At 59.8% G+C, this 17,103-nt stretch carries 20 protein-coding genes; 13 read left to right on the forward strand and 7 right to left on the reverse strand.

Annotation, left to right across the window (positions count from 1 at the left end; translation table 11 throughout):
- Positions 1–8 precede the first annotated feature (8 nt).
- From ccoO (ACIQUF_RS24800) to ACIQUF_RS24860, 13 genes are all read left to right on the forward strand, one after another.
- Positions 9–617, forward strand: a complete 609-nt coding sequence (gene ccoO, locus ACIQUF_RS24800) for a cytochrome-c oxidase, cbb3-type subunit II (protein WP_400803580.1) — start codon at positions 9–11, stop codon at positions 615–617.
- A 5-nt stretch (positions 618–622) separates the two neighbouring features.
- Entirely contained in the window at positions 623–817 is a 195-nt protein-coding gene (locus tag ACIQUF_RS24805) for a cbb3-type cytochrome oxidase subunit 3 (RefSeq protein WP_403136358.1), read from the forward strand.
- Positions 814–1,749, forward strand: a complete 936-nt coding sequence (gene ccoP, locus ACIQUF_RS24810) for a cytochrome-c oxidase, cbb3-type subunit III (RefSeq protein ID WP_403136333.1) — start codon at positions 814–816, stop codon at positions 1,747–1,749. Before ACIQUF_RS24805 ends, ccoP (ACIQUF_RS24810) begins: the two co-directional genes overlap by 4 nt.
- Before the next feature lie 447 nt (positions 1,750–2,196).
- Positions 2,197–3,639 (forward strand): cytochrome-c oxidase, cbb3-type subunit I, encoded by a 1,443-nt coding sequence (ccoN, locus tag ACIQUF_RS24815; protein ID WP_194792513.1) that lies wholly within the window; start codon positions 2,197–2,199, stop codon positions 3,637–3,639.
- Positions 3,639–4,247: a cytochrome-c oxidase, cbb3-type subunit II gene (gene ccoO / locus ACIQUF_RS24820; RefSeq protein ID WP_046785292.1), complete on the forward strand. Its 609-nt coding sequence runs from the start codon at positions 3,639–3,641 to the stop codon at positions 4,245–4,247. The genes ccoN and ccoO (ACIQUF_RS24820) overlap by 1 nt, the downstream gene beginning before the upstream one ends.
- A gap of 5 nt (positions 4,248–4,252) precedes the next feature.
- Complete coding sequence (locus ACIQUF_RS24825; RefSeq protein ID WP_400803686.1) at positions 4,253–4,444, forward strand: cbb3-type cytochrome oxidase subunit 3; 192 nt, start codon at positions 4,253–4,255, stop codon at positions 4,442–4,444.
- Complete coding sequence (ccoP, locus tag ACIQUF_RS24830) at positions 4,441–5,421, forward strand: cytochrome-c oxidase, cbb3-type subunit III (RefSeq protein WP_403136336.1); 981 nt, start codon at positions 4,441–4,443, stop codon at positions 5,419–5,421. Before ACIQUF_RS24825 ends, ccoP (ACIQUF_RS24830) begins: the two co-directional genes overlap by 4 nt.
- 5 nt (positions 5,422–5,426) lie before the next feature.
- Positions 5,427–6,560, forward strand: a complete 1,134-nt coding sequence (locus ACIQUF_RS24835) for a metallophosphoesterase (protein ID WP_403136337.1) — start codon at positions 5,427–5,429, stop codon at positions 6,558–6,560.
- A 225-nt stretch (positions 6,561–6,785) separates the two neighbouring features.
- Complete coding sequence (ccoG, locus tag ACIQUF_RS24840) at positions 6,786–8,201, forward strand: cytochrome c oxidase accessory protein CcoG (RefSeq protein WP_403136338.1); 1,416 nt, start codon at positions 6,786–6,788, stop codon at positions 8,199–8,201.
- 15 nt (positions 8,202–8,216) lie between these two features.
- Positions 8,217–8,747: a FixH family protein gene (locus tag ACIQUF_RS24845; RefSeq protein ID WP_403136340.1), complete on the forward strand. Its 531-nt coding sequence runs from the start codon at positions 8,217–8,219 to the stop codon at positions 8,745–8,747.
- A complete protein-coding gene (locus ACIQUF_RS24850; protein WP_403136341.1) occupies positions 8,744–11,188 on the forward strand; it encodes a heavy metal translocating P-type ATPase in 2,445 nt (814 codons plus the stop codon). Before ACIQUF_RS24845 ends, ACIQUF_RS24850 begins: the two co-directional genes overlap by 4 nt.
- A gap of 13 nt (positions 11,189–11,201) precedes the next feature.
- The gene (gene ccoS / locus ACIQUF_RS24855; RefSeq protein WP_403136343.1) at positions 11,202–11,414 is read left to right on the forward strand and encodes a cbb3-type cytochrome oxidase assembly protein CcoS; all 213 of its coding nucleotides are present in this window, start codon (positions 11,202–11,204) and stop codon (positions 11,412–11,414) included.
- Complete coding sequence (locus ACIQUF_RS24860) at positions 11,407–12,090, forward strand: sulfite exporter TauE/SafE family protein (protein WP_403136345.1); 684 nt, start codon at positions 11,407–11,409, stop codon at positions 12,088–12,090. The genes ccoS and ACIQUF_RS24860 overlap by 8 nt, the downstream gene beginning before the upstream one ends.
- Before the next feature lie 40 nt (positions 12,091–12,130).
- On the opposite strand, the gene ACIQUF_RS24865 is transcribed toward ACIQUF_RS24860, so the two are convergent.
- The 7 genes from ACIQUF_RS24865 to ACIQUF_RS24895 all read right to left on the reverse strand — a co-directional run.
- Entirely contained in the window at positions 12,131–12,799 is a 669-nt protein-coding gene (locus ACIQUF_RS24865) for a hypothetical protein (RefSeq protein ID WP_403136346.1), read from the reverse strand.
- A gap of 10 nt (positions 12,800–12,809) precedes the next feature.
- Complete coding sequence (locus ACIQUF_RS24870; protein ID WP_403136347.1) at positions 12,810–13,157, reverse strand: hypothetical protein; 348 nt, start codon at positions 13,155–13,157, stop codon at positions 12,810–12,812.
- A complete protein-coding gene (locus ACIQUF_RS24875; protein WP_403136349.1) occupies positions 13,154–13,252 on the reverse strand; it encodes an RHS domain-containing protein in 99 nt (32 codons plus the stop codon). Before ACIQUF_RS24875 ends, ACIQUF_RS24870 begins: the two co-directional genes overlap by 4 nt.
- 299 nt (positions 13,253–13,551) lie before the next feature.
- Positions 13,552–13,716, reverse strand: a complete 165-nt coding sequence (locus ACIQUF_RS24880) for a hypothetical protein (protein WP_403136350.1) — start codon at positions 13,714–13,716, stop codon at positions 13,552–13,554.
- A 16-nt stretch (positions 13,717–13,732) separates the two neighbouring features.
- Positions 13,733–13,993 (reverse strand): hypothetical protein, encoded by a 261-nt coding sequence (locus ACIQUF_RS24885; RefSeq protein ID WP_403136352.1) that lies wholly within the window; start codon positions 13,991–13,993, stop codon positions 13,733–13,735.
- 408 nt (positions 13,994–14,401) lie between these two features.
- Entirely contained in the window at positions 14,402–14,776 is a 375-nt protein-coding gene (locus ACIQUF_RS24890; protein ID WP_403136354.1) for a hypothetical protein, read from the reverse strand.
- A partial coding sequence (locus ACIQUF_RS24895) for an RHS repeat-associated core domain-containing protein (RefSeq protein WP_403136356.1) occupies positions 14,777–17,103 on the reverse strand: 2,327 nt, incomplete at its 5' end.

Genomic DNA, 17,103 nt, shown 5'->3' on the forward strand with positions numbered 1-17,103 from the left:
ACTGCCTGATGAAACATGAAGTGATCGAGAAAAACGTAGGCCTGTTGGCCCTGCTGATGGTGTTCGCCGTCAGCATCGGCGGCTTGACCCAGATCGTCCCGCTGTTCTTCCAGGACGTCACCAACAAGCCGGTCGAAGGCATGAAGCCCTACACCGCGCTGCAACTGGAAGGCCGCGACATCTACATCCGTGAAGGCTGCGTGGGCTGCCACTCGCAGATGATCCGCCCGTTCCGCGCCGAAACCGAGCGCTACGGCCACTACTCGGTGGCCGGTGAGAGCGTGTGGGACCACCCGTTCCTGTGGGGCTCCAAGCGTACCGGCCCGGACCTGGCCCGCGTCGGCGGCCGTTACTCGGACGACTGGCACCGCGCGCACCTGTACAACCCGCGCAACGTGGTGCCGGAGTCGAAAATGCCGGCCTACCCGTGGCTGGTCGCCGCACAGGTCGACAACAGCCACACCGACACCAAGATGCGCACCCTGCGCACCCTTGGCGTGCCGTACAGCGACGCGGACATTGCCGGCGCCCGCGACGCGGTCAAGGGCAAGACCGAGATGGACGCGCTGGTCGCCTACCTGCAGGTGCTCGGCACCGCGATCAAGAACAAGAGGTGAGTGCGATGGACATGGACATCGGCATGATCCGCGGCCTGGGCACCCTGGTGGTGATGATCGCCTTCATCGGCCTCACGCTGTGGGTGTTCAACCGTCGCCGCGACCGTGATTTCGCCGAAGCGCGCCTGCTGCCCTTCGTCGACGACCGCCAGCCCGCTGCCGGGCAGGCACCTGCTGCAAAAAGGAGTAACGGGCAATGACCACCTTCTGGAGTACGTACATCAGCGTACTGACCATTGGCAGCCTGATCGGCCTGACCTGGTTGCTGCTGTCGACCCGCAAGGGCCAGAGCAACAGCACCACCGACCAGACCATGGGCCACAGCTTCGATGGCATCGAGGAATACGACAACCCGCTGCCCAAGTGGTGGTTCTACCTGTTCGTCGGCACCCTGGTGTTCGGCGCCGGGTACCTGGTGCTGTACCCGGGCCTGGGCAATTGGAAAGGCATCTTGCCCGGCTACGAGAACGGCTGGACCGGCGTCAACGAATGGCAGAAGGAAATGGACAAGGCCGACGCCAAGTTCGGGCCGATCTTCGCCAAGTACGCGGCCATGCCCGTCGAGGAAGTGGCCAAGGACCCGCAGGCATTGAAGATGGGCGGCCGCCTGTTCGCCTCCAACTGCTCGGTGTGCCACGGCTCGGACGCCAAGGGCGCCTACGGCTTCCCCAACCTGACCGACACCGACTGGCGCTGGGGCGGCGAACCCGAGACCATCAAGGCCTCGATCATGAACGGCCGTCATGGTGTGATGCCAGCCTGGGCAGAGGTGATCGGCGAACAGGGCGTGGCGGACGTTGCTGCCTACGTGCTGACCAACCTCGACGGCCGCAGCCTGCCGGAAGGTGCCAAGGCCGATGTGGCCAAGGGCAAGGAAATCTTCGCCGGTAACTGCGTGGCCTGTCATGGGCCTGAGGGTGATGGCACGCCGGCTATGGGTGCGCCGAACCTGAATCATCCGCAGGCGTTTATCTATGGGTCGAGTTTTGCTCAGTTGCAGCAGACCATTCGCTATGGGCGCCAGGGGCAGATGCCGGCGCAGGTGGAGATTCAGGGGAATGACAAGGTGCATTTGTTGGCGGCTTATGTGTTTAGCCTGTCGCAGGGCGCTGAATCTGTGACTGCCCAATGAGTATGACGGAAGAGTTTCGTCGCCTGTGAGATCGAGCGCCGCGCGGGCGGCGCTCGATCTACGCCCCACTACAAAAATCAAGACATGCACCTGTGCGCCCAAACGCAACCCAAAGCCCTTCCCCCTCCCCTTGCACCCCCCCCTAACCGAACTAAGCTTGTTGCCTCAGTGGGCTTCGCTATCAATCCAGCGAAGCAGACGCGGCGCATCGCCTGACGCCGCCCGCAAAAAAAGCTTGACCGTTCGATCAGAAAAAGGTGAAAAACGGTACACATTACAAATATTTATTTGTGTACAATCGCCCAGACCCAATTGCCGCGGGACATCGGCAAACGGGCCCGGACACGGGTCGGCGCAAGTCTTCTTGCGTTGCCATAACCCTGGTGGTTATCGATACTGGCGCCGATTTTTCAACCAACAAGAACACCAAAACCGTGGAACCTTAGAATGAGCACAGCAATCAGTCCGACTGCTTATAACTATAAGGTCGTCCGCCAGTTCGCCATCATGACGGTGGTCTGGGGGATCCTTGGCATGGGCCTCGGCGTCTTCATCGCCTCGCAGCTGGTGTGGCCGCAACTGAACCTGGACCTGCCCTGGACCAGCTTCGGCCGCCTGCGCCCGCTGCACACCAACCTGGTCATCTTCGCCTTCGGCGGCTGTGCGTTGTTCGGCACCAGCTACTACGTGGTGCAGCGAACCTGCCAGACCCGGCTGATCTCCGACAGCATGGCCGCCTTCACCTTCTGGGGTTGGCAGGCGGTGATCGTCGGCGCGCTGATCACCTTGCCGATGGGCTACACCACCACCAAGGAATACGCCGAGCTGGAATGGCCACTGGCGATCCTGCTGGCCATCGTCTGGGTCACCTACGGGCTGGTGTTCTTCGGCACCATCGTCAAGCGCAAGACCAAGCACATCTATGTCGGCAACTGGTTCTACGGTGCCTTCATCGTGGTCACCGCGATGCTGCACATCGTCAACCACATCTCGCTGCCGGTGAGCCTGTTCAAGTCGTACTCGGCCTACGCCGGCGCGACCGACGCGATGATCCAGTGGTGGTACGGCCACAACGCCGTGGGCTTCTTCCTCACCACGGGCTTTCTGGGGATGATGTACTACTTCGTGCCCAAGCAGGCCGAGCGGCCGATCTACTCGTATCGCCTGTCGATCGTGCACTTCTGGGCGCTGATCACCCTGTACATCTGGGCCGGCCCGCACCACCTGCACTACACCGCCCTGCCCGACTGGGCGCAGTCGCTGGGCATGGTGATGTCGATCATCCTCCTGGCACCGAGCTGGGGCGGCATGATCAACGGCATGATGACCCTGTCCGGTGCCTGGCACAAATTGCGCACCGACCCGATCCTGCGCTTTCTCGTGGTATCGCTGGCGTTCTACGGCATGTCCACCTTCGAAGGCCCGATGATGGCCATCAAGACCGTGAACTCGCTGTCGCACTACACCGACTGGACCATCGGCCATGTCCACGCCGGCGCCCTCGGCTGGGTGGCGATGATCTCGATCGGCGCGGTGTACCACATGATTCCCAAGCTCTATGGGCGCGTGCAGATGCACAGCGTCGGGCTGATCAACGCGCACTTCTGGCTGGCGACCATCGGCACCGTGCTGTACATCGCCTCGATGTGGGTCAACGGCATCACCCAGGGCCTGATGTGGCGCGCCATCAACGATGACGGCACGCTCACCTACTCGTTCGTCGAAGCCCTGCAGGCCAGCCACCCGGGTTACATCGTGCGGGCCCTGGGCGGTGCGTTCTTTGCCTCCGGCATGCTGCTGATGGCCTACAACGTGTTCCGTACCGTCCGCGCTGCCAACCCGGTAGAAGCCGATGAAGCCGCCAAGATCGTCGTCGTGGGAGCGCACTGATGAAGCATGAAGCTGTCGAGAAGAACATCGGCCTGCTGGCGTTCTTCATGGTCATCGCCGTGAGCGTCGGTGGCCTCACCCAGATCGTCCCGCTGTTTTTCCAGGACGTTACCAATAAACCTGTCGAAGGCATGAAGCCGCGCACTGCGCTGGAAGTGGAAGGCCGCGACATCTACATCCGCGAAGGCTGCGTGGGTTGCCACTCGCAGATGATCCGCCCGTTCCGCGCCGAAACCGAGCGCTACGGCCACTACTCGGTGGCCGGTGAAAGCGTGTGGGACCACCCGTTCCTGTGGGGCTCCAAGCGCACCGGCCCGGACCTGGCCCGCGTCGGCGGCCGTTACTCCGATGACTGGCACCGCGCGCACCTGTACAACCCGCGCAACGTGGTGCCGGAATCGAAGATGCCGTCCTACCCGTGGCTGGTCGAGAACACGCTCGACGGCAAGGACACTGCGAAGAAGCTGGAAGTGCTGCGTACCCTGGGCACGCCGTACACCGACGCCGACATCGCTGGCGCCCGCGACGCGGTCAAGGGCAAGACCGAAATGGACGCGTTGGTCGCGTACCTGCAGGGTCTTGGCACCATCATCAAGAGCAAACGGTGACGCTGATGGATATCGGGATGATTCGCGGCCTGGGCACCGTCGTGGTGATGGTGGCCTTCGTGGGCCTGGCGCTGTGGGTGTTCAACCCACGGCGTAAAAAGGACTTCGACGAAGCGACCCAATTGCCCTTCGCGGATGACCCCTCCGCCAGCAAGCACGTCGAGCAAGCAAAAGCGTCTGGGAGCAAACAACAATGACAACCTTCTGGAGTCTGTACGTCACCGTCCTGACCCTGGGCACCATCTTCTCGCTGACCTGGTTGCTGCTGTCGACCCGCAAGGGCCAGCGCGAAGAGGTCACCGACGAAACCGTGGGGCATGCCTTCGATGGCATCGAGGAATACGACAACCCGCTGCCGAAATGGTGGTTCTGGCTGTTCGTCGGCACCATCATCTTCGCCCTTGGCTACCTGGTGCTGTACCCGGGCCTGGGTAATTGGAAAGGCGTGCTGCCGGGTTACTCGTACCTGGATAACGACAAGAAGACCGAGTTCACCAATGGCCAGCCTGGCTGGACCGGCGTGCACGAGTGGGAAAAGGAAATGGCCAAGGCCGACGCCCGTTTCGGGCCGATCTTCGCCAAGTACGCGGCCATGCCCATCGAAGAAGTAGCCAAACAGCCGCAGGCGCTGAAAATGGGTGCACGGCTGTTCGCTTCCAACTGCTCGGTGTGCCACGGCTCCGACGCCAAGGGCGCTTACGGCTTCCCCAACCTGACCGACAACGACTGGCGCTGGGGCGGCGAGCCGGAAACCATCAAGACCACCATCATGGGCGGCCGTCATGGCGTGATGCCGGCCTGGTCGGAAGTGATCGGCGAACAAGGCGTGGCCGATGTCGCGGCCTTCGTGGTCAGCAAGCTCGATGGCCGCACGTTGCCAGAAGGCGTGAAGGCCGACGCCGAGAACGGGCAGAAGATCTTCGCCGCCAACTGCGTGGCCTGCCACGGCCCTGAAGGTAAAGGCACCCCCGCCATGGGTGCGCCGAACCTGACCCACCCGCAGGCGTTCATCTACGGTTCGAGTTTTGCCCAGTTGCAGCAGACCATCCGCTATGGCCGCCAGGGGCAGATGCCGGCGCAGGAGCAGTTGCAGGGCAATGACAAGGTGCATTTGCTGGCGGCTTACGTATATAGCCTGTCGCATCAGGATGCAGCGCCAGAGCAGGCCGAATGACCTGCATGCAGCGCCCCCTGGACCACGTGCGGGGGACGCTGCACCCTGTGATCACTGCTGGCGATTGGCGGGAAGCTTTACCTGATTCGGCGCCCATGCATTTTGCGAAACCCTTTGGGAGCAGGCACTCGGCCTGCCTTCTCAAGGGGATTCAACTGATGACCGATTCTCTGTACCCAGAAGTCCTGCCACCCAAAAAACCCGGCCGCTTCGGCAATCGTGCGACCCCCCGGGCATTCGTAATCGCTTCCGACCCTCAGTACCCCTGGACACCTGCCAGCGACGACGGCGAGGAGCAACCCTCCAACATCCGTGATCGACTATCTCGAGAATTGATAGCTGAACAGTACGCCAGTATCGCCAGCTATCGAGCCAGCCTTGGTGGCACTGGTATTCCCGTCATGATCAACGGCGACATGACCGCCTATGGTCATGCCTGGCAACGTGGGGTTGTTTATCCGTTGATCCAAGAACACCTGAAGGAAAACTACTACTTCGGCCTCGGCAATCACGATTACAAGAACAATATCGACGACACGTTGAATAATGCTGGCGCTCGGGACAGCGTGCTCGACCTGATCAATCATCACCAGCAGCTCGTCGACACCATGCACCTGAGCATCTCTGAAAACGATCTGCAGACCGGCTACGATGGCAGTCTGGCCTACAGTATGAGTTTCGGCAGGGTGCGCCTGATCCAGCTGAACAATGAACCCACTTATAAAGTCAGGTTCTCCAGTGGCTTGCCCTGGCCGTTGCAGCGCAACCATGATTTCAATATTACAAGTTCGCTGGATTGGCTCGAAGTGCAGCTCAAAGAAAGCTACAGGCACGGCCAAGTCACACTGGTTAACCTGCATCAACCCGATGAATGGGACGGTGATAGACAGGAGCGCCAGCGCTTCAGAAGCATGTTGCAGCATTACCGGGTTAATGCGGTGTTTGCGGGCCATTACCACAAGGAGGCTGGCCATTTTTCCTCCGCTGGCTCGTATTCAACCTACCTCAGTGGATCGGCCTCGCAAGAAACCTACCTGCTGGCGGAGTTGAGCGACGATGCTGACTTCCTGACCATCAAATGCGTACGGAACAACAACTGGTCCAGCGCGGAGGTACTTGATCGTATCAAGCTGTACTGAATGCCAACTCAACAGGCCATGCGAGATGAATGCGCGGTGTCAATTGACCTGGGTCAAGGCTGCGCCCATTACACGATAACCAACCACAACCCAATGCGACTGAATGTCGCATGACCACCCCAGACAGCGTGACGGGCGTATCATGCCCAAAGGCGCCTAGCTAGATATGACCGCGGCCGGCACGCACTGGCCGCGGCGTTTTTTCCACTGCCGTGGGACTTGATGATGAGCAAGCAAATTCCGGTACATGATGTCACCCCGCCTGCCAGCAAAGGGAAGGATTCCGTCGACCTCTACGCCTCTCGCGAAAAAATCTACACCCGCGCCTTCACCGGCATCTTCCGGCGCCTGCGAATGGTCGGCGGCGCGGTACTGTTCCTCCTTTACTTCGGCACTGTGTGGCTGAACTGGGGCGGCCACCAGGCCGTGTGGTGGAACCTGCCAGAGCGCAAGTTCTACATCTTCGGCGCCACCATCTGGCCCCAAGATTTCATCCTGCTCTCGGGCATCCTCATCGTCGCCGCCTTCGGTCTGTTCTTCGTCACCGTGTACGCTGGCCGCGTCTGGTGTGGCTACACCTGTCCGCAAAGTGTATGGACGTGGATTTTCATGTGGTGCGAGAAAGTCACCGAAGGTGACCGCAACCAGCGCATGAAGCTCGACAAGGCGCCCATGAGCGGCAACAAGTTCCTGCGCAAGTTCGCCAAGCACAGCCTTTGGCTGCTGATCGGCTTCGTCACCGGCATGACCTTCGTCGGCTACTTCTCGCCGATCCGTGAATTGGTCATTGAATTCTTCACCGGCCAGGCCGATGGCTGGGCGTACTTCTGGGTCGGTTTCTTCACCCTCGCCACCTACGGCAACGCCGGCTGGCTGCGCGAACAGGTGTGCGTGTACATGTGCCCCTATGCGCGCTTCCAGAGCGTGATGTTCGACAAAGACACGCTGATCGTCTCTTACGACCCGCGCCGCGGCGAAACCCGTGGCCCGCGCAAAAAGGATGCGGACTACAAGGCCCAGGGCCTGGGCGACTGCATCGACTGCACCATGTGCGTACAGGTCTGTCCCACCGGCATCGACATCCGCGACGGCCTGCAGATCGAATGCATCGGCTGCGCCGCCTGCATCGACGCCTGTGACAGCATCATGGAGAAGATGAACTACCCCAAAGGCCTGATCAGCTACACCACCGAGCACAACCTGTCGGGGCAGAAAACCCACATGCTGCGGCCACGGCTGATCGGCTATGCGCTGGTGCTGCTGGTGATGATCGGCGCCCTGGCCACCGCCTTCGCCACCCGCTCGCTGGTCGGTTTCGACGTCAGCAAGGACCGCGTGTTGTACCGCGAGAACGCCCAGGGCCGGATCGAAAACGTGTACAGCCTCAAGGTCATGAACAAGGACCAGCGCGACCACGTCTACGTGCTCGACGCCGCCGGCCTGCCCGACCTGCGCCTGGAAGGCCAGCGCGAAATCCGTGTGGCTGCCGGCGATATCGTCAGCCTGCCGGTGCAATTGTCGGTCGCCCCGGAAAAACTGCCCTCGACCACCAACGAAATCACCTTCATCCTCAAAAGCGCCGACGACAGCGCCGCCGAGGTCGAAGCCAAGAGCCGTTTCATCGGCCCACAGATCCGCTGAGAGAGAATTCGCACAATGCCTGCCGCCACCGCCACCAGCCCTTGGTACAAGCACCTCTGGCCCTGGATCATCATCGGCATCCTCACCACCTCGGTGTGCCTGAGCCTGACCATGGTCAGCATCGCCGTGCACAACCCGGACAACCTGGTCAACGACAATTATTACGAGGCCGGCAAGGGCATCAACCGCTCGCTGGACCGCGAGCTGCTGGCCCAGACCCTGAACCTCAAGGCCAGCGTACACCTCGACGAACTGACCGGCGAAGTGGACGTGCGCCTGACCGGCAACAGCGACCCGCAGAACCTGGAACTGAACCTGATCTCGCCAACCCAGCCGGACAAGGACCGCAAGGTGGTGCTCAGCCGTGCCGAGCCAGGGCGCTATGTCGGCCAGCTGGATGACAAGGTCGATGGCCGGCGCTTCGTCGAGCTGCTGGGCAGCCAGGATGAGCATGTGTGGCGGTTGTTCGAGGAAGAGAAAGTCGAGCACGGCGTGACCTTGCAGCTGGGCGATGAAGCGCTGCAGGGTGCCGAGCATCAGCAATGAGCCACCCAACACCCTGCTACCACTGCGCCCTGCCCGTTCCTGCCGGCAGCCGCTTCACCGCCGTGGTGCTCGGTGACCAGCGGCAATTCTGCTGCCCGGGTTGCCAGGCGGTGGCCGAATCGATCGTCGCCGGTGGCCTGGAGCATTACTACCAGCACCGCAGTGACAGCAGCGCCAATCCCGAAGCGCTGCCCAAACAGGTGCCGGACGAGCTGGCCCTCTTTGATCGCAGCGACGTGCAGCAGACCTTCGTCCACCACGACGGCGAGCTGGCCGAAGCCACCTTGCTGGTCGAGGGCATCAGCTGCGCCGCCTGCGGCTGGCTGATCGAGAAGCACCTGCGCAACGTCCCAGGCGTGGCCGAGGCACGCCTCAACCTGTCCAATCACCGCCTGCAGCTCAGCTGGCAAGACCATCAACTGCCGCTCTCCCGAGTGCTGGCCGAGCTGCGCCAGATCGGCTACGCCGCGCACCCTTACCAACCCGACCAGGCCGCCGAACGACTGGCCCAGGAAAACCGCAGCGCCCTGCGCCGGCTGGGCGTGGCCGGGCTGCTGTGGTTTCAGGCGATGATGGCGACCATGGCCACCTGGCCGGAATTCAACATCGACCTGTCGCCCGAGCTGCACACCATCCTGCGCTGGGTGGCGCTTTTTCTGACCATTCCCATCGTGTTCTACAGCTGCGCGCCGTTCTTCAAAGGCGCCGCACGCGACCTGCGCACCCGCCACCTGACCATGGACGTGTCCGTCTCGCTGGCCATCGCCCTGGCCTTCGGCGCTGGCATCTGGACCGCCATCACCGGCAGCGGCGAACTGTATTTCGACACCGTGGGCATGTTCGCGCTGTTCCTGCTGACCGGCCGCTACCTCGAACGCCGCGCCCGTGAACGCACGGCGGCGGCCACCGCGCAGCTGGTCAACCTGCTGCCAACCTCGTGCCTGCGCCTGGACGCCATCGGCCGCACCGAGCGCATCCTGCTCAGCGAACTGCAACGCGGTGACACGGTGCAGGTGCTGCCCGGTGCGGTGGTCCCCGCCGATGGGCGTATCGTCGAGGGCCGCTCCAGCGTCGACGAGTCCCTGCTGACCGGGGAATACCTGCCGCAGCCACGGCGCGTCGGCGAACGGGTCACCGGCGGTACCCTGAACGTCGAAAGCACCCTGAACATCGAAGTCGAAGCCCTCGGCCACGACTCACGGCTGTCGGCCATCGTTCGCCTGCTGGAACGCGCGCAGACGGAAAAACCCCGCCTGGCCGAGATCGCCGACCGCGCCTCGCAGTGGTTCCTGCTGTTCACCCTGGTGGCCGCCGTGCTCATCGGCCTGTGGTGGTGGCACCAGGACCCGACGCGGGCCTTCTGGATCGTCCTCGCCATGCTGGTGGCGACCTGCCCGTGCGCGCTGTCGCTGGCCACGCCGACCGCGCTGACGGCGGCCACCGGCACCCTGCACAAGCTTGGCCTGCTGGTCACTCGCGGCCATGTGCTGGAAGGCCTGAACCAGATCGACACGGTGATTTTCGACAAGACCGGCACCCTCACCGAAGGCCGCCTGACCTTGCGCAACATCCGCCCGCTCGGCCCATTGCCCGCCGACCGCTGCCTGGCTCTGGCCGCCGCCCTGGAAAACCGCTCCGAACACCCCATCGCCCGCGCCTTCGGCCGCAACGCCGCGCCTGCGGACGATGTGCAGACGGTGCCGGGCCTGGGACTGGAAGGCCTGGTAGAAGGCGAGCGCCTACGCATTGGTCAAGCTACGTTCGTCTGCGCCCTGAGCGGCGCCGAAATCCCCGGCGTTCCGGAACCTCGCGGCCAGTGGCTGCTGCTGGGTGACCGCCAAGGCCCACTGGCCTGGTTCGGCCTGGACGACCGCCTGCGCGAAGACGCCCCTGCCCTGCTCGCGGCCTGCAAGGCTCGTGGCTGGCGCACCCTGCTACTGTCGGGCGACAGCTCGCCGATGGTCGCCGAAGTGGCCGCGCAGCTGGGCATCGACCAAGCCATCGGCGGCCTGCGCCCGGACGACAAGCTGGACCGGCTCAAGGCGCTGCAAGCAGCCGGACGCAAGGTGCTGATGCTCGGCGACGGGGTCAACGACGTGCCGGTGCTGGCCGCCGCCGACATCAGCATCGCCATGGGCAGCGCCACGGATCTTGCCAAGACCAGCGCCGACGCCGTGCTCCTCAGCAACCGCCTGCAGGCGTTGGTCCAGGCCTTCGACCTGGCCCGCCGCACCCGCCGCAACATCCTCGAGAACCTGCTCTGGGCGACTCTGTATAATGGCCTCATGCTGCCGTTTGCCGCGCTTGGCTGGATCACCCCGGTATGGGCCGCCGTCGGCATGTCGGTCAGCTCGCTGATCGTGGTGCTCAACGCCCTGCGCCTGACCCGGCTCAAGGGCGCTGCGACCACCAGCAGCCCCCCACAACCCGCCATCGCCTGATCAGGAGCCGCCCATGCCAGCCCTCTATGTCATGATCCCGGCCGCCCTGCTGCTTGTCGGCGTGGCCGTGTACATTTTCTTCTGGGCGGTGGACAGCGGCCAGTACGACGACCTCGAAGGCCCTGCCCACAGCATCCTGTTCGATGACCAGGACCCACGTCACCAGGCGGCGGTAAAACCCGAAGACGCAAAACCGCAAGACAAGGACCCCGCCCCCCGTGCCTGACCTGCTGCCCCTGCTAGGCTCGGCGCTGGTCCTCGGCTTGCTCGGTGGCGGCCACTGCCTGGGCATGTGCGGCGGCCTGATGGGCGCGCTGACCCTGGCCATCCCGCCCGAACAACGCGGCCGACGTGCGCGTTTGCTGTTGGCCTACAACCTTGGGCGCATCCTCAGCTATGCCTGCGCCGGCCTGCTGCTTGGCCTGGCCGGTTGGGCCGTTGCCAGCAGCCCGGCGGCACTGGCGTTGCGGGTAGTGGCGGCGTTGTTGCTGATCGCTATGGGGCTGTACCTGGCCGGCTGGTGGAGCGGGCTAACTCGGATCGAAGCGTTGGGCCGAGGCTTGTGGCGACATATTCAGCCGGTGGCCTCGCGGTTGCTGCCGGTGTCCAGCGTGCCCCGTGCGCTGCTGCTGGGGGCGCTGTGGGGGTGGCTGCCGTGCGGGTTGGTTTACAGCACCTTGCTGTGGGCGGCCAGCCAAGGGAATGCGGGGTACAGCGCGGCACTGATGCTGGCGTTTGGGCTGGGGACTTGGCCGGTACTGCTGGCCACTGGATTGGCTGCGGAACGGGTGAATGCCATTTTGAGACGGCGGAGTGTGCGGGTGGCGGGTGGGGTGCTGGTGATGCTGTTTGGGGTGTGGACGATGCCTGGGCCGCATCAGCATTGGTTGATGGGGCATTGAATTGAGGGGATTCAAGCCCCCACAAATACAGGGTTCCGCCTTATCCAAAAAAATTACGGATAACATCAGGACTAGCGAGAGCCACTGCCCCACCCTCTATATCATCAAAACAACCAAGCGTTGACATCAATATATCTGAAGTCCGCTCCAAATGAAGCAATATACTAAGTGGATAATGTTGCGGAAAGGAATTCCATCCATGCTCTAATAAGCTCGCAACCGCACTGTCACTTTTTGAGAGCAGCAAGTAACTCGAACTACGCGCTCGAAACACGCCTACAAAATCCGCAGCAATAAATTCATAGGGTCGCACCGCCCCATAATATTGAGCGCCATCACCATCACGCACGACATACTCTTTGGTTCTCAGCCCGAGCGGCAGCGGGACCTTGCCTTTCTGAAAAGCTTTCCACAACCTAAAGTATTCTGTAATACGAGTAGGTTTGACTCGCCCACCCGTGGTTACCAAAATCCATGCCACATAGTTTTCATCCCGAGACAAAATATGGTCATACAGCTGACTAACGGCTTTGATGTGCGACTCTTTGAGTGAACTGCATTCATGCAAGATAAGCGCTCCTGATAGAGCGGTACCGCTCTCCGCGCAGGCTGGATTCACATTATAGACAGCGTTGTCTTGATATACATTCCACGAGATCTCGAACATCGGCTTCAAAGTCATAACACCCCTAAGTTCTTGCCACAGCATGACCTGCGATTCATTTTGCACCCAAAAGCTTAACTTTCAAACCTACAAAAGTTTCGATATCACCAAGTGCATCCTGAGCCCTTCCAGTTAGTTCCGGATTTTGAAACGCACACTGCAAGTATAGCATTATCAATTGCCAGTCAACCGCCTTATGCATCCTGGCAACGTGACCAAGACAAGTTACAGCAAGACCTTGGATATCTAGGTTTTTATCATTATCTATTAAAGCTACGCATTGCTCTTGGATCCACCTCGGAGATTGCACATTGTAACACCCATAGAGAAGCGCACTAATAATCATCTCCTTATCATCTGAGCGCAGTTGTTCTTCAAGCGTTGCAATATTAATATCTGTCACTTTATCTTAACTCTCACTGCGTTTCTGTTACACCACCCCCAAGCCTTGTAGCTACCGCTCCAGGCAATCTGCCCATCCTCGTCCGTCAATTCCATCGGCGTGCCGAGGCGGTCACACTGGTACCAGGAAATGCATCAAACGTCTTGAGCGTCGATTTGTGCTGCCACAATGGATCCCGATTGATGTCGTAATGGTCGCCATAGGTCGGTTGCGGTATCAACTCCAGTGTTTCGTGGATCACCGCCTGGGCCACTGGTACAAACCTACCGGGCTTGAATACATAGTGCGTCGTGCTACCCCCTCGCTGCTCCCGCACGCGCAACTCCATCGCCAGCGGTCGTCCTCCCAGACGTACCAGGTAAACCCACACCCGAGCACGTCATCCCGAAATTTATCAGCGAGCCTTATCTATTTTTGAGTTTATTTTTTCCCTGAGCAACGTCCTGCTATCCATTAGGTCCAGCAACGCTGAACTCGTCTCTGGCAAATCATTACCAGGATCAGCTAAGAATAATTCGACCTCATTGTCCAGTGCTTTTAGTAGCACCAGGTAGTCCACTTTACACACCTTGCATTTAGAATGCGTTATTTCGATATTTTTTACTTTTATTAAATCCGATACAAAATGAGGAGTCTACCGCAATAAACTCAAACCTTCTCTTAATACCTACCAGCCCATCAACCAGTAATGTTATCGAGAGATAGATCATGCTGAACCTATTAATTTCCTTAGCAGAAGAAACCTTTATTTCTCCTATTGTAAAGGTGATATCACCCTGATCAAACTCGTTTGCAGGCACATTTTTGTCAACTCTAGAGAATTCAAATGCGATCATGGTCACTCACTTCGTACTGGAAAATAGTGATAACTCTATTCCCGTCGTTTAAGTCAACAACAGTGCACACGCGGTCTTGCCCATTAACTTTAACCCTGCCCTAAAAAATCTGCAGTGTTCTGTCAGGACTATTCACTCTTGTGCCTTTCTTTACTAAACACTCACACACAGCTTGCAGTTGAGCTTAAGTGGTGCCTACAGCGAAAAGATCTCCATTACCTTTTTGAATGTTACTGCCACTTATATGCCTCTCATCATTATTTTGCCAACCCTCTTTTGAGTTTCCAGTTGGAATCCAAGGTTTAGGAACCTTCCTGCCAGCCAAGCCAAGCCAAGCCAAGCGGATCAACCCATTGGGCAGGAGAGAAGCAATAGCCATAAAGATTTAATCCACCTTCATGCCCGGTATCATTTTCGTTTGGACACAGACGCTTGGGCCTTCGCCCAGCTATTAATATCTTTCAACGCTCTGCTTAAGCTTTTAAGCTTAATAAACAAACAAAGCTCATCAAAGCCATCAACATCTTTGTGTACTGAAGAATACCCCCTCACCTCATCACAGATAACTACGCGCAGAATATTCCCCGTCTGTTGATGCCTAGTGGAGAATATAGGATTTGCATCCATCAAGCGCGTTCCGTCTACGCAAGTATTATTATAGTAAGGCATCACGAATTCTTTCACATCTAAGTGATTAGATTTACAAAAGTCTCGAAGCGAAGACTCGAAATGGTTTTCCAACTCAATGTAGGCATCATAACTCACCAAATAATCGCTAAACATTTAATTCTCCACAAACGCCCTGCCGGCTCTTATTTCAATATCTACACGCTCATGAGCGGTTCCATTCACCAAAAATAATCTGGACTGCTGAGCGTCTAATCCGCCACATTTACATATATTATCTATCCACCGCTCTGCCTTTATAAATGCTTCCTCACGAGCCTCAAGGTCTCTTCTGGGTAGCTTTTTTTTGAGCTCATTCAATTTAATTTTTGCATCAGTCGCTGACAATGGGGTTTCTTGATTCCAACTCACAGATTCCTCCAGCTTTTTACCTTGTGCCTGGATGCGTCCTCTATGACCCGCCAAGCCTAATGGATCGACCCATTCAACTGGATTGACAACGTAAGCGTAAAGGTTCACTCCACCCAAATAACCTATAGGATCTTTTCCAACAAACCTACAAATCAGGGGGTCGTAATACCGATACCGATTGTAATGCAGCCCCATCTCAACATCGAAATACTGTCCCTGAAAGCGTAGCGGATTCCGTATCTCTGCCCGCACAGCTTTCTCACTGCGCTTCTCCTCCACCATCCCCCAAGCTTTGTAACTACCGCTCCAGGCAATCAGCCCATCCTCGTCCGTCAATTCCATCGGCGTGCCGAGGTGGTCACACTGGTACCAGGCAAACGCATCAAACGGCTTGGGCGTCGGTTTGTACTGCCACAGCGGATCCCGATTGATGTCGTAGTGGTCGCCATACGTCGGTTGCGGTATCAACTCCAGTGCTTCGTGGATCACCGCCTGGGCCACCGGGACAAACGTGCCCGGCTCGAACACATAGTGCGTCGTGCTGCCCCCTCGCTGCCCCCGCACGCGTGACTCCATCGCCAGTGTGTCGCCCTCCCAGACGTACCAGGTAAACCCACACCCCAGTTCGTCATCGCGCTGGCGTCGCGCATTCTCGTTCCACACCGGCCCGGCGCCAGGTCGGTCGCGGTACTTTGAGCGGGAGCGCTTGTAGAGGCGTCGTCCCAGCGCGTCATAGCTGATATCGACCCGCAGCCGGTCATCCTCGTAGCGGCGCAGCCGGTTGTAGAGGTCCCACACGAAGTGGCCTTGCTTGCCATTTGGGTCGGTCCGCTCCAGCAGGTTGCCGCATTCGTCATACCGGTACTGGGTGCCGCAATAACTGCGCAATACGTTGTCGTTGATTCGGCGCGGTGAGTGCGGATTCGGACCCGGCGGGGCCAGGGGGTCGAGCAGGTTGCTGGCGGGGTCGAAGGCGAAGGTTTCCTTGGTGTAGTTGACGGCGGCTTCCAGCAGCCGGCCTACCGGGTCGTAGCGATAATGGAGGTCGCCGCGGTTCAGGTCGTTGATGTGGTGGAGTTGTCCGGCTTCGTCGTAGTGATAACTGCGTATGGCGATGCGCCGGGTTGCGCCGCGGGGGGCCAGGGTTTGTTCCAGCAGTTGGCCGTTTGGGGTCCAGGTCTGGCGCTGGATCAGGCCGTTGCCTTGCTCGCGGCCAATTTCGCGGTGCAGGTCGTCGCGCTGGTAGTTGAGCAGTTCGCGGTCATCGAGCTTGAGGCCCAGCAGGTGGCCGTTGCCGTAGGTGAGCCAGCTGACTCGGTGGCCGTCTGGCCGGGTGGTGGTCACGCGCTGGTTGAGGGCATCGTATTCGTGGGTGAATACGGCGACCTGGGGCTCCGGCATGTAGGTGAAATGCTGGTGCTCGCGGGTGTTGTTGCCGGCGGCGTCGTAGAACCACTGCAGCTTGCAGTCCCGGTTTTCGGCGAGCAGCAGGTGGCCGTTGCCGTCGTAGGCGAAGGTTTCGGTCTCCCATTTTTTGCCCCCGCGCAGGCGGGCGTTGCTTTTGATCAGGCGGCCCAGGGGGTCGTAGTCGAAAACGGTGATGCGGTCGCCGTCGAGCCGGCGGGTGGGCAGGTCGCTGCTGTGGTCGTAGTGGTAGTCGGTGACCGCATTGTCGAAGCCGGTTTCTTTGATCAGGCGGCCGGCGGGGTCGTACTTGAAGCGGGCCTCGCTGTTGTTCTCGTTGCGCAGGCGCACCAGCTGGCCGAGCTTGTCCCAGTGGTAATGAAGGGTGGATTGGTCCGGGTTGAGGCGCTGCTGGATCAGCCCGGCTTCGTTGTAGGCCCAGGTGGTTCGCCGGTACAGCGCGTCGACGTGGCTGAGCAGCCGGCCTTCGGCGTCGTATTCGAAACGGTCACGGGTCTTGTCGGGGTGGACCAGGCTGCTGAGGTGGCCGGCTTGGTAGTGGTACTCGGTGACTTCGCCTGCCGCGTTGATGAGCTTGACCCGTTGGCCGAAGGCATCGTACTTCCATTGCGTGGTCTTACCCGAGCAGTCGGTGTAGCGGGCCAACT

Source organism: Pseudomonas sp. NPDC090233 (assembly GCF_044772285.1).
GTDB lineage: Bacteria > Pseudomonadota > Gammaproteobacteria > Pseudomonadales > Pseudomonadaceae > Aquipseudomonas.

Excerpts from the sequence above, each read along its gene's own strand:
- ccoN (WP_194792513.1), top strand. The coding sequence starts at position 2,197 with ATGAGCACAGCAATCAGTCCGACTGCTTATAACTATAAGGTCGTCCGC.
- ACIQUF_RS24825 (WP_400803686.1), top strand. The coding sequence starts at position 4,253 with ATGGATATCGGGATGATTCGCGGCCTGGGCACCGTCGTGGTGATGGTG.
- ccoO (WP_046785292.1), top strand. The coding sequence starts at position 3,639 with ATGAAGCATGAAGCTGTCGAGAAGAACATCGGCCTGCTGGCGTTCTTC.
- ccoG (WP_403136338.1), top strand. The coding sequence starts at position 6,786 with ATGAGCAAGCAAATTCCGGTACATGATGTCACCCCGCCTGCCAGCAAA.
- ccoO (WP_400803580.1), top strand. The coding sequence starts at position 9 with ATGAAACATGAAGTGATCGAGAAAAACGTAGGCCTGTTGGCCCTGCTG.
- ACIQUF_RS24805 (WP_403136358.1), top strand. The coding sequence starts at position 623 with ATGGACATGGACATCGGCATGATCCGCGGCCTGGGCACCCTGGTGGTG.
- ccoP (WP_403136333.1), top strand. The coding sequence starts at position 814 with ATGACCACCTTCTGGAGTACGTACATCAGCGTACTGACCATTGGCAGC.
- ACIQUF_RS24845 (WP_403136340.1), top strand. The coding sequence starts at position 8,217 with ATGCCTGCCGCCACCGCCACCAGCCCTTGGTACAAGCACCTCTGGCCC.
- ACIQUF_RS24875 (WP_403136349.1), bottom strand. The coding sequence starts at position 13,252 with ATGGAATTGACGGACGAGGATGGGCAGATTGCCTGGAGCGGTAGCTAC.
- ccoS (WP_403136343.1), top strand. The coding sequence starts at position 11,202 with ATGCCAGCCCTCTATGTCATGATCCCGGCCGCCCTGCTGCTTGTCGGC.
- ACIQUF_RS24865 (WP_403136346.1), bottom strand. The coding sequence starts at position 12,799 with ATGCTGTGGCAAGAACTTAGGGGTGTTATGACTTTGAAGCCGATGTTC.
- ccoP (WP_403136336.1), top strand. The coding sequence starts at position 4,441 with ATGACAACCTTCTGGAGTCTGTACGTCACCGTCCTGACCCTGGGCACC.
- ACIQUF_RS24835 (WP_403136337.1), top strand. The coding sequence starts at position 5,427 with ATGCAGCGCCCCCTGGACCACGTGCGGGGGACGCTGCACCCTGTGATC.
- ACIQUF_RS24885 (WP_403136352.1), bottom strand. The coding sequence starts at position 13,993 with ATGATCGCATTTGAATTCTCTAGAGTTGACAAAAATGTGCCTGCAAAC.
- ACIQUF_RS24890 (WP_403136354.1), bottom strand. The coding sequence starts at position 14,776 with ATGTTTAGCGATTATTTGGTGAGTTATGATGCCTACATTGAGTTGGAA.
- ACIQUF_RS24850 (WP_403136341.1), top strand. The coding sequence starts at position 8,744 with ATGAGCCACCCAACACCCTGCTACCACTGCGCCCTGCCCGTTCCTGCC.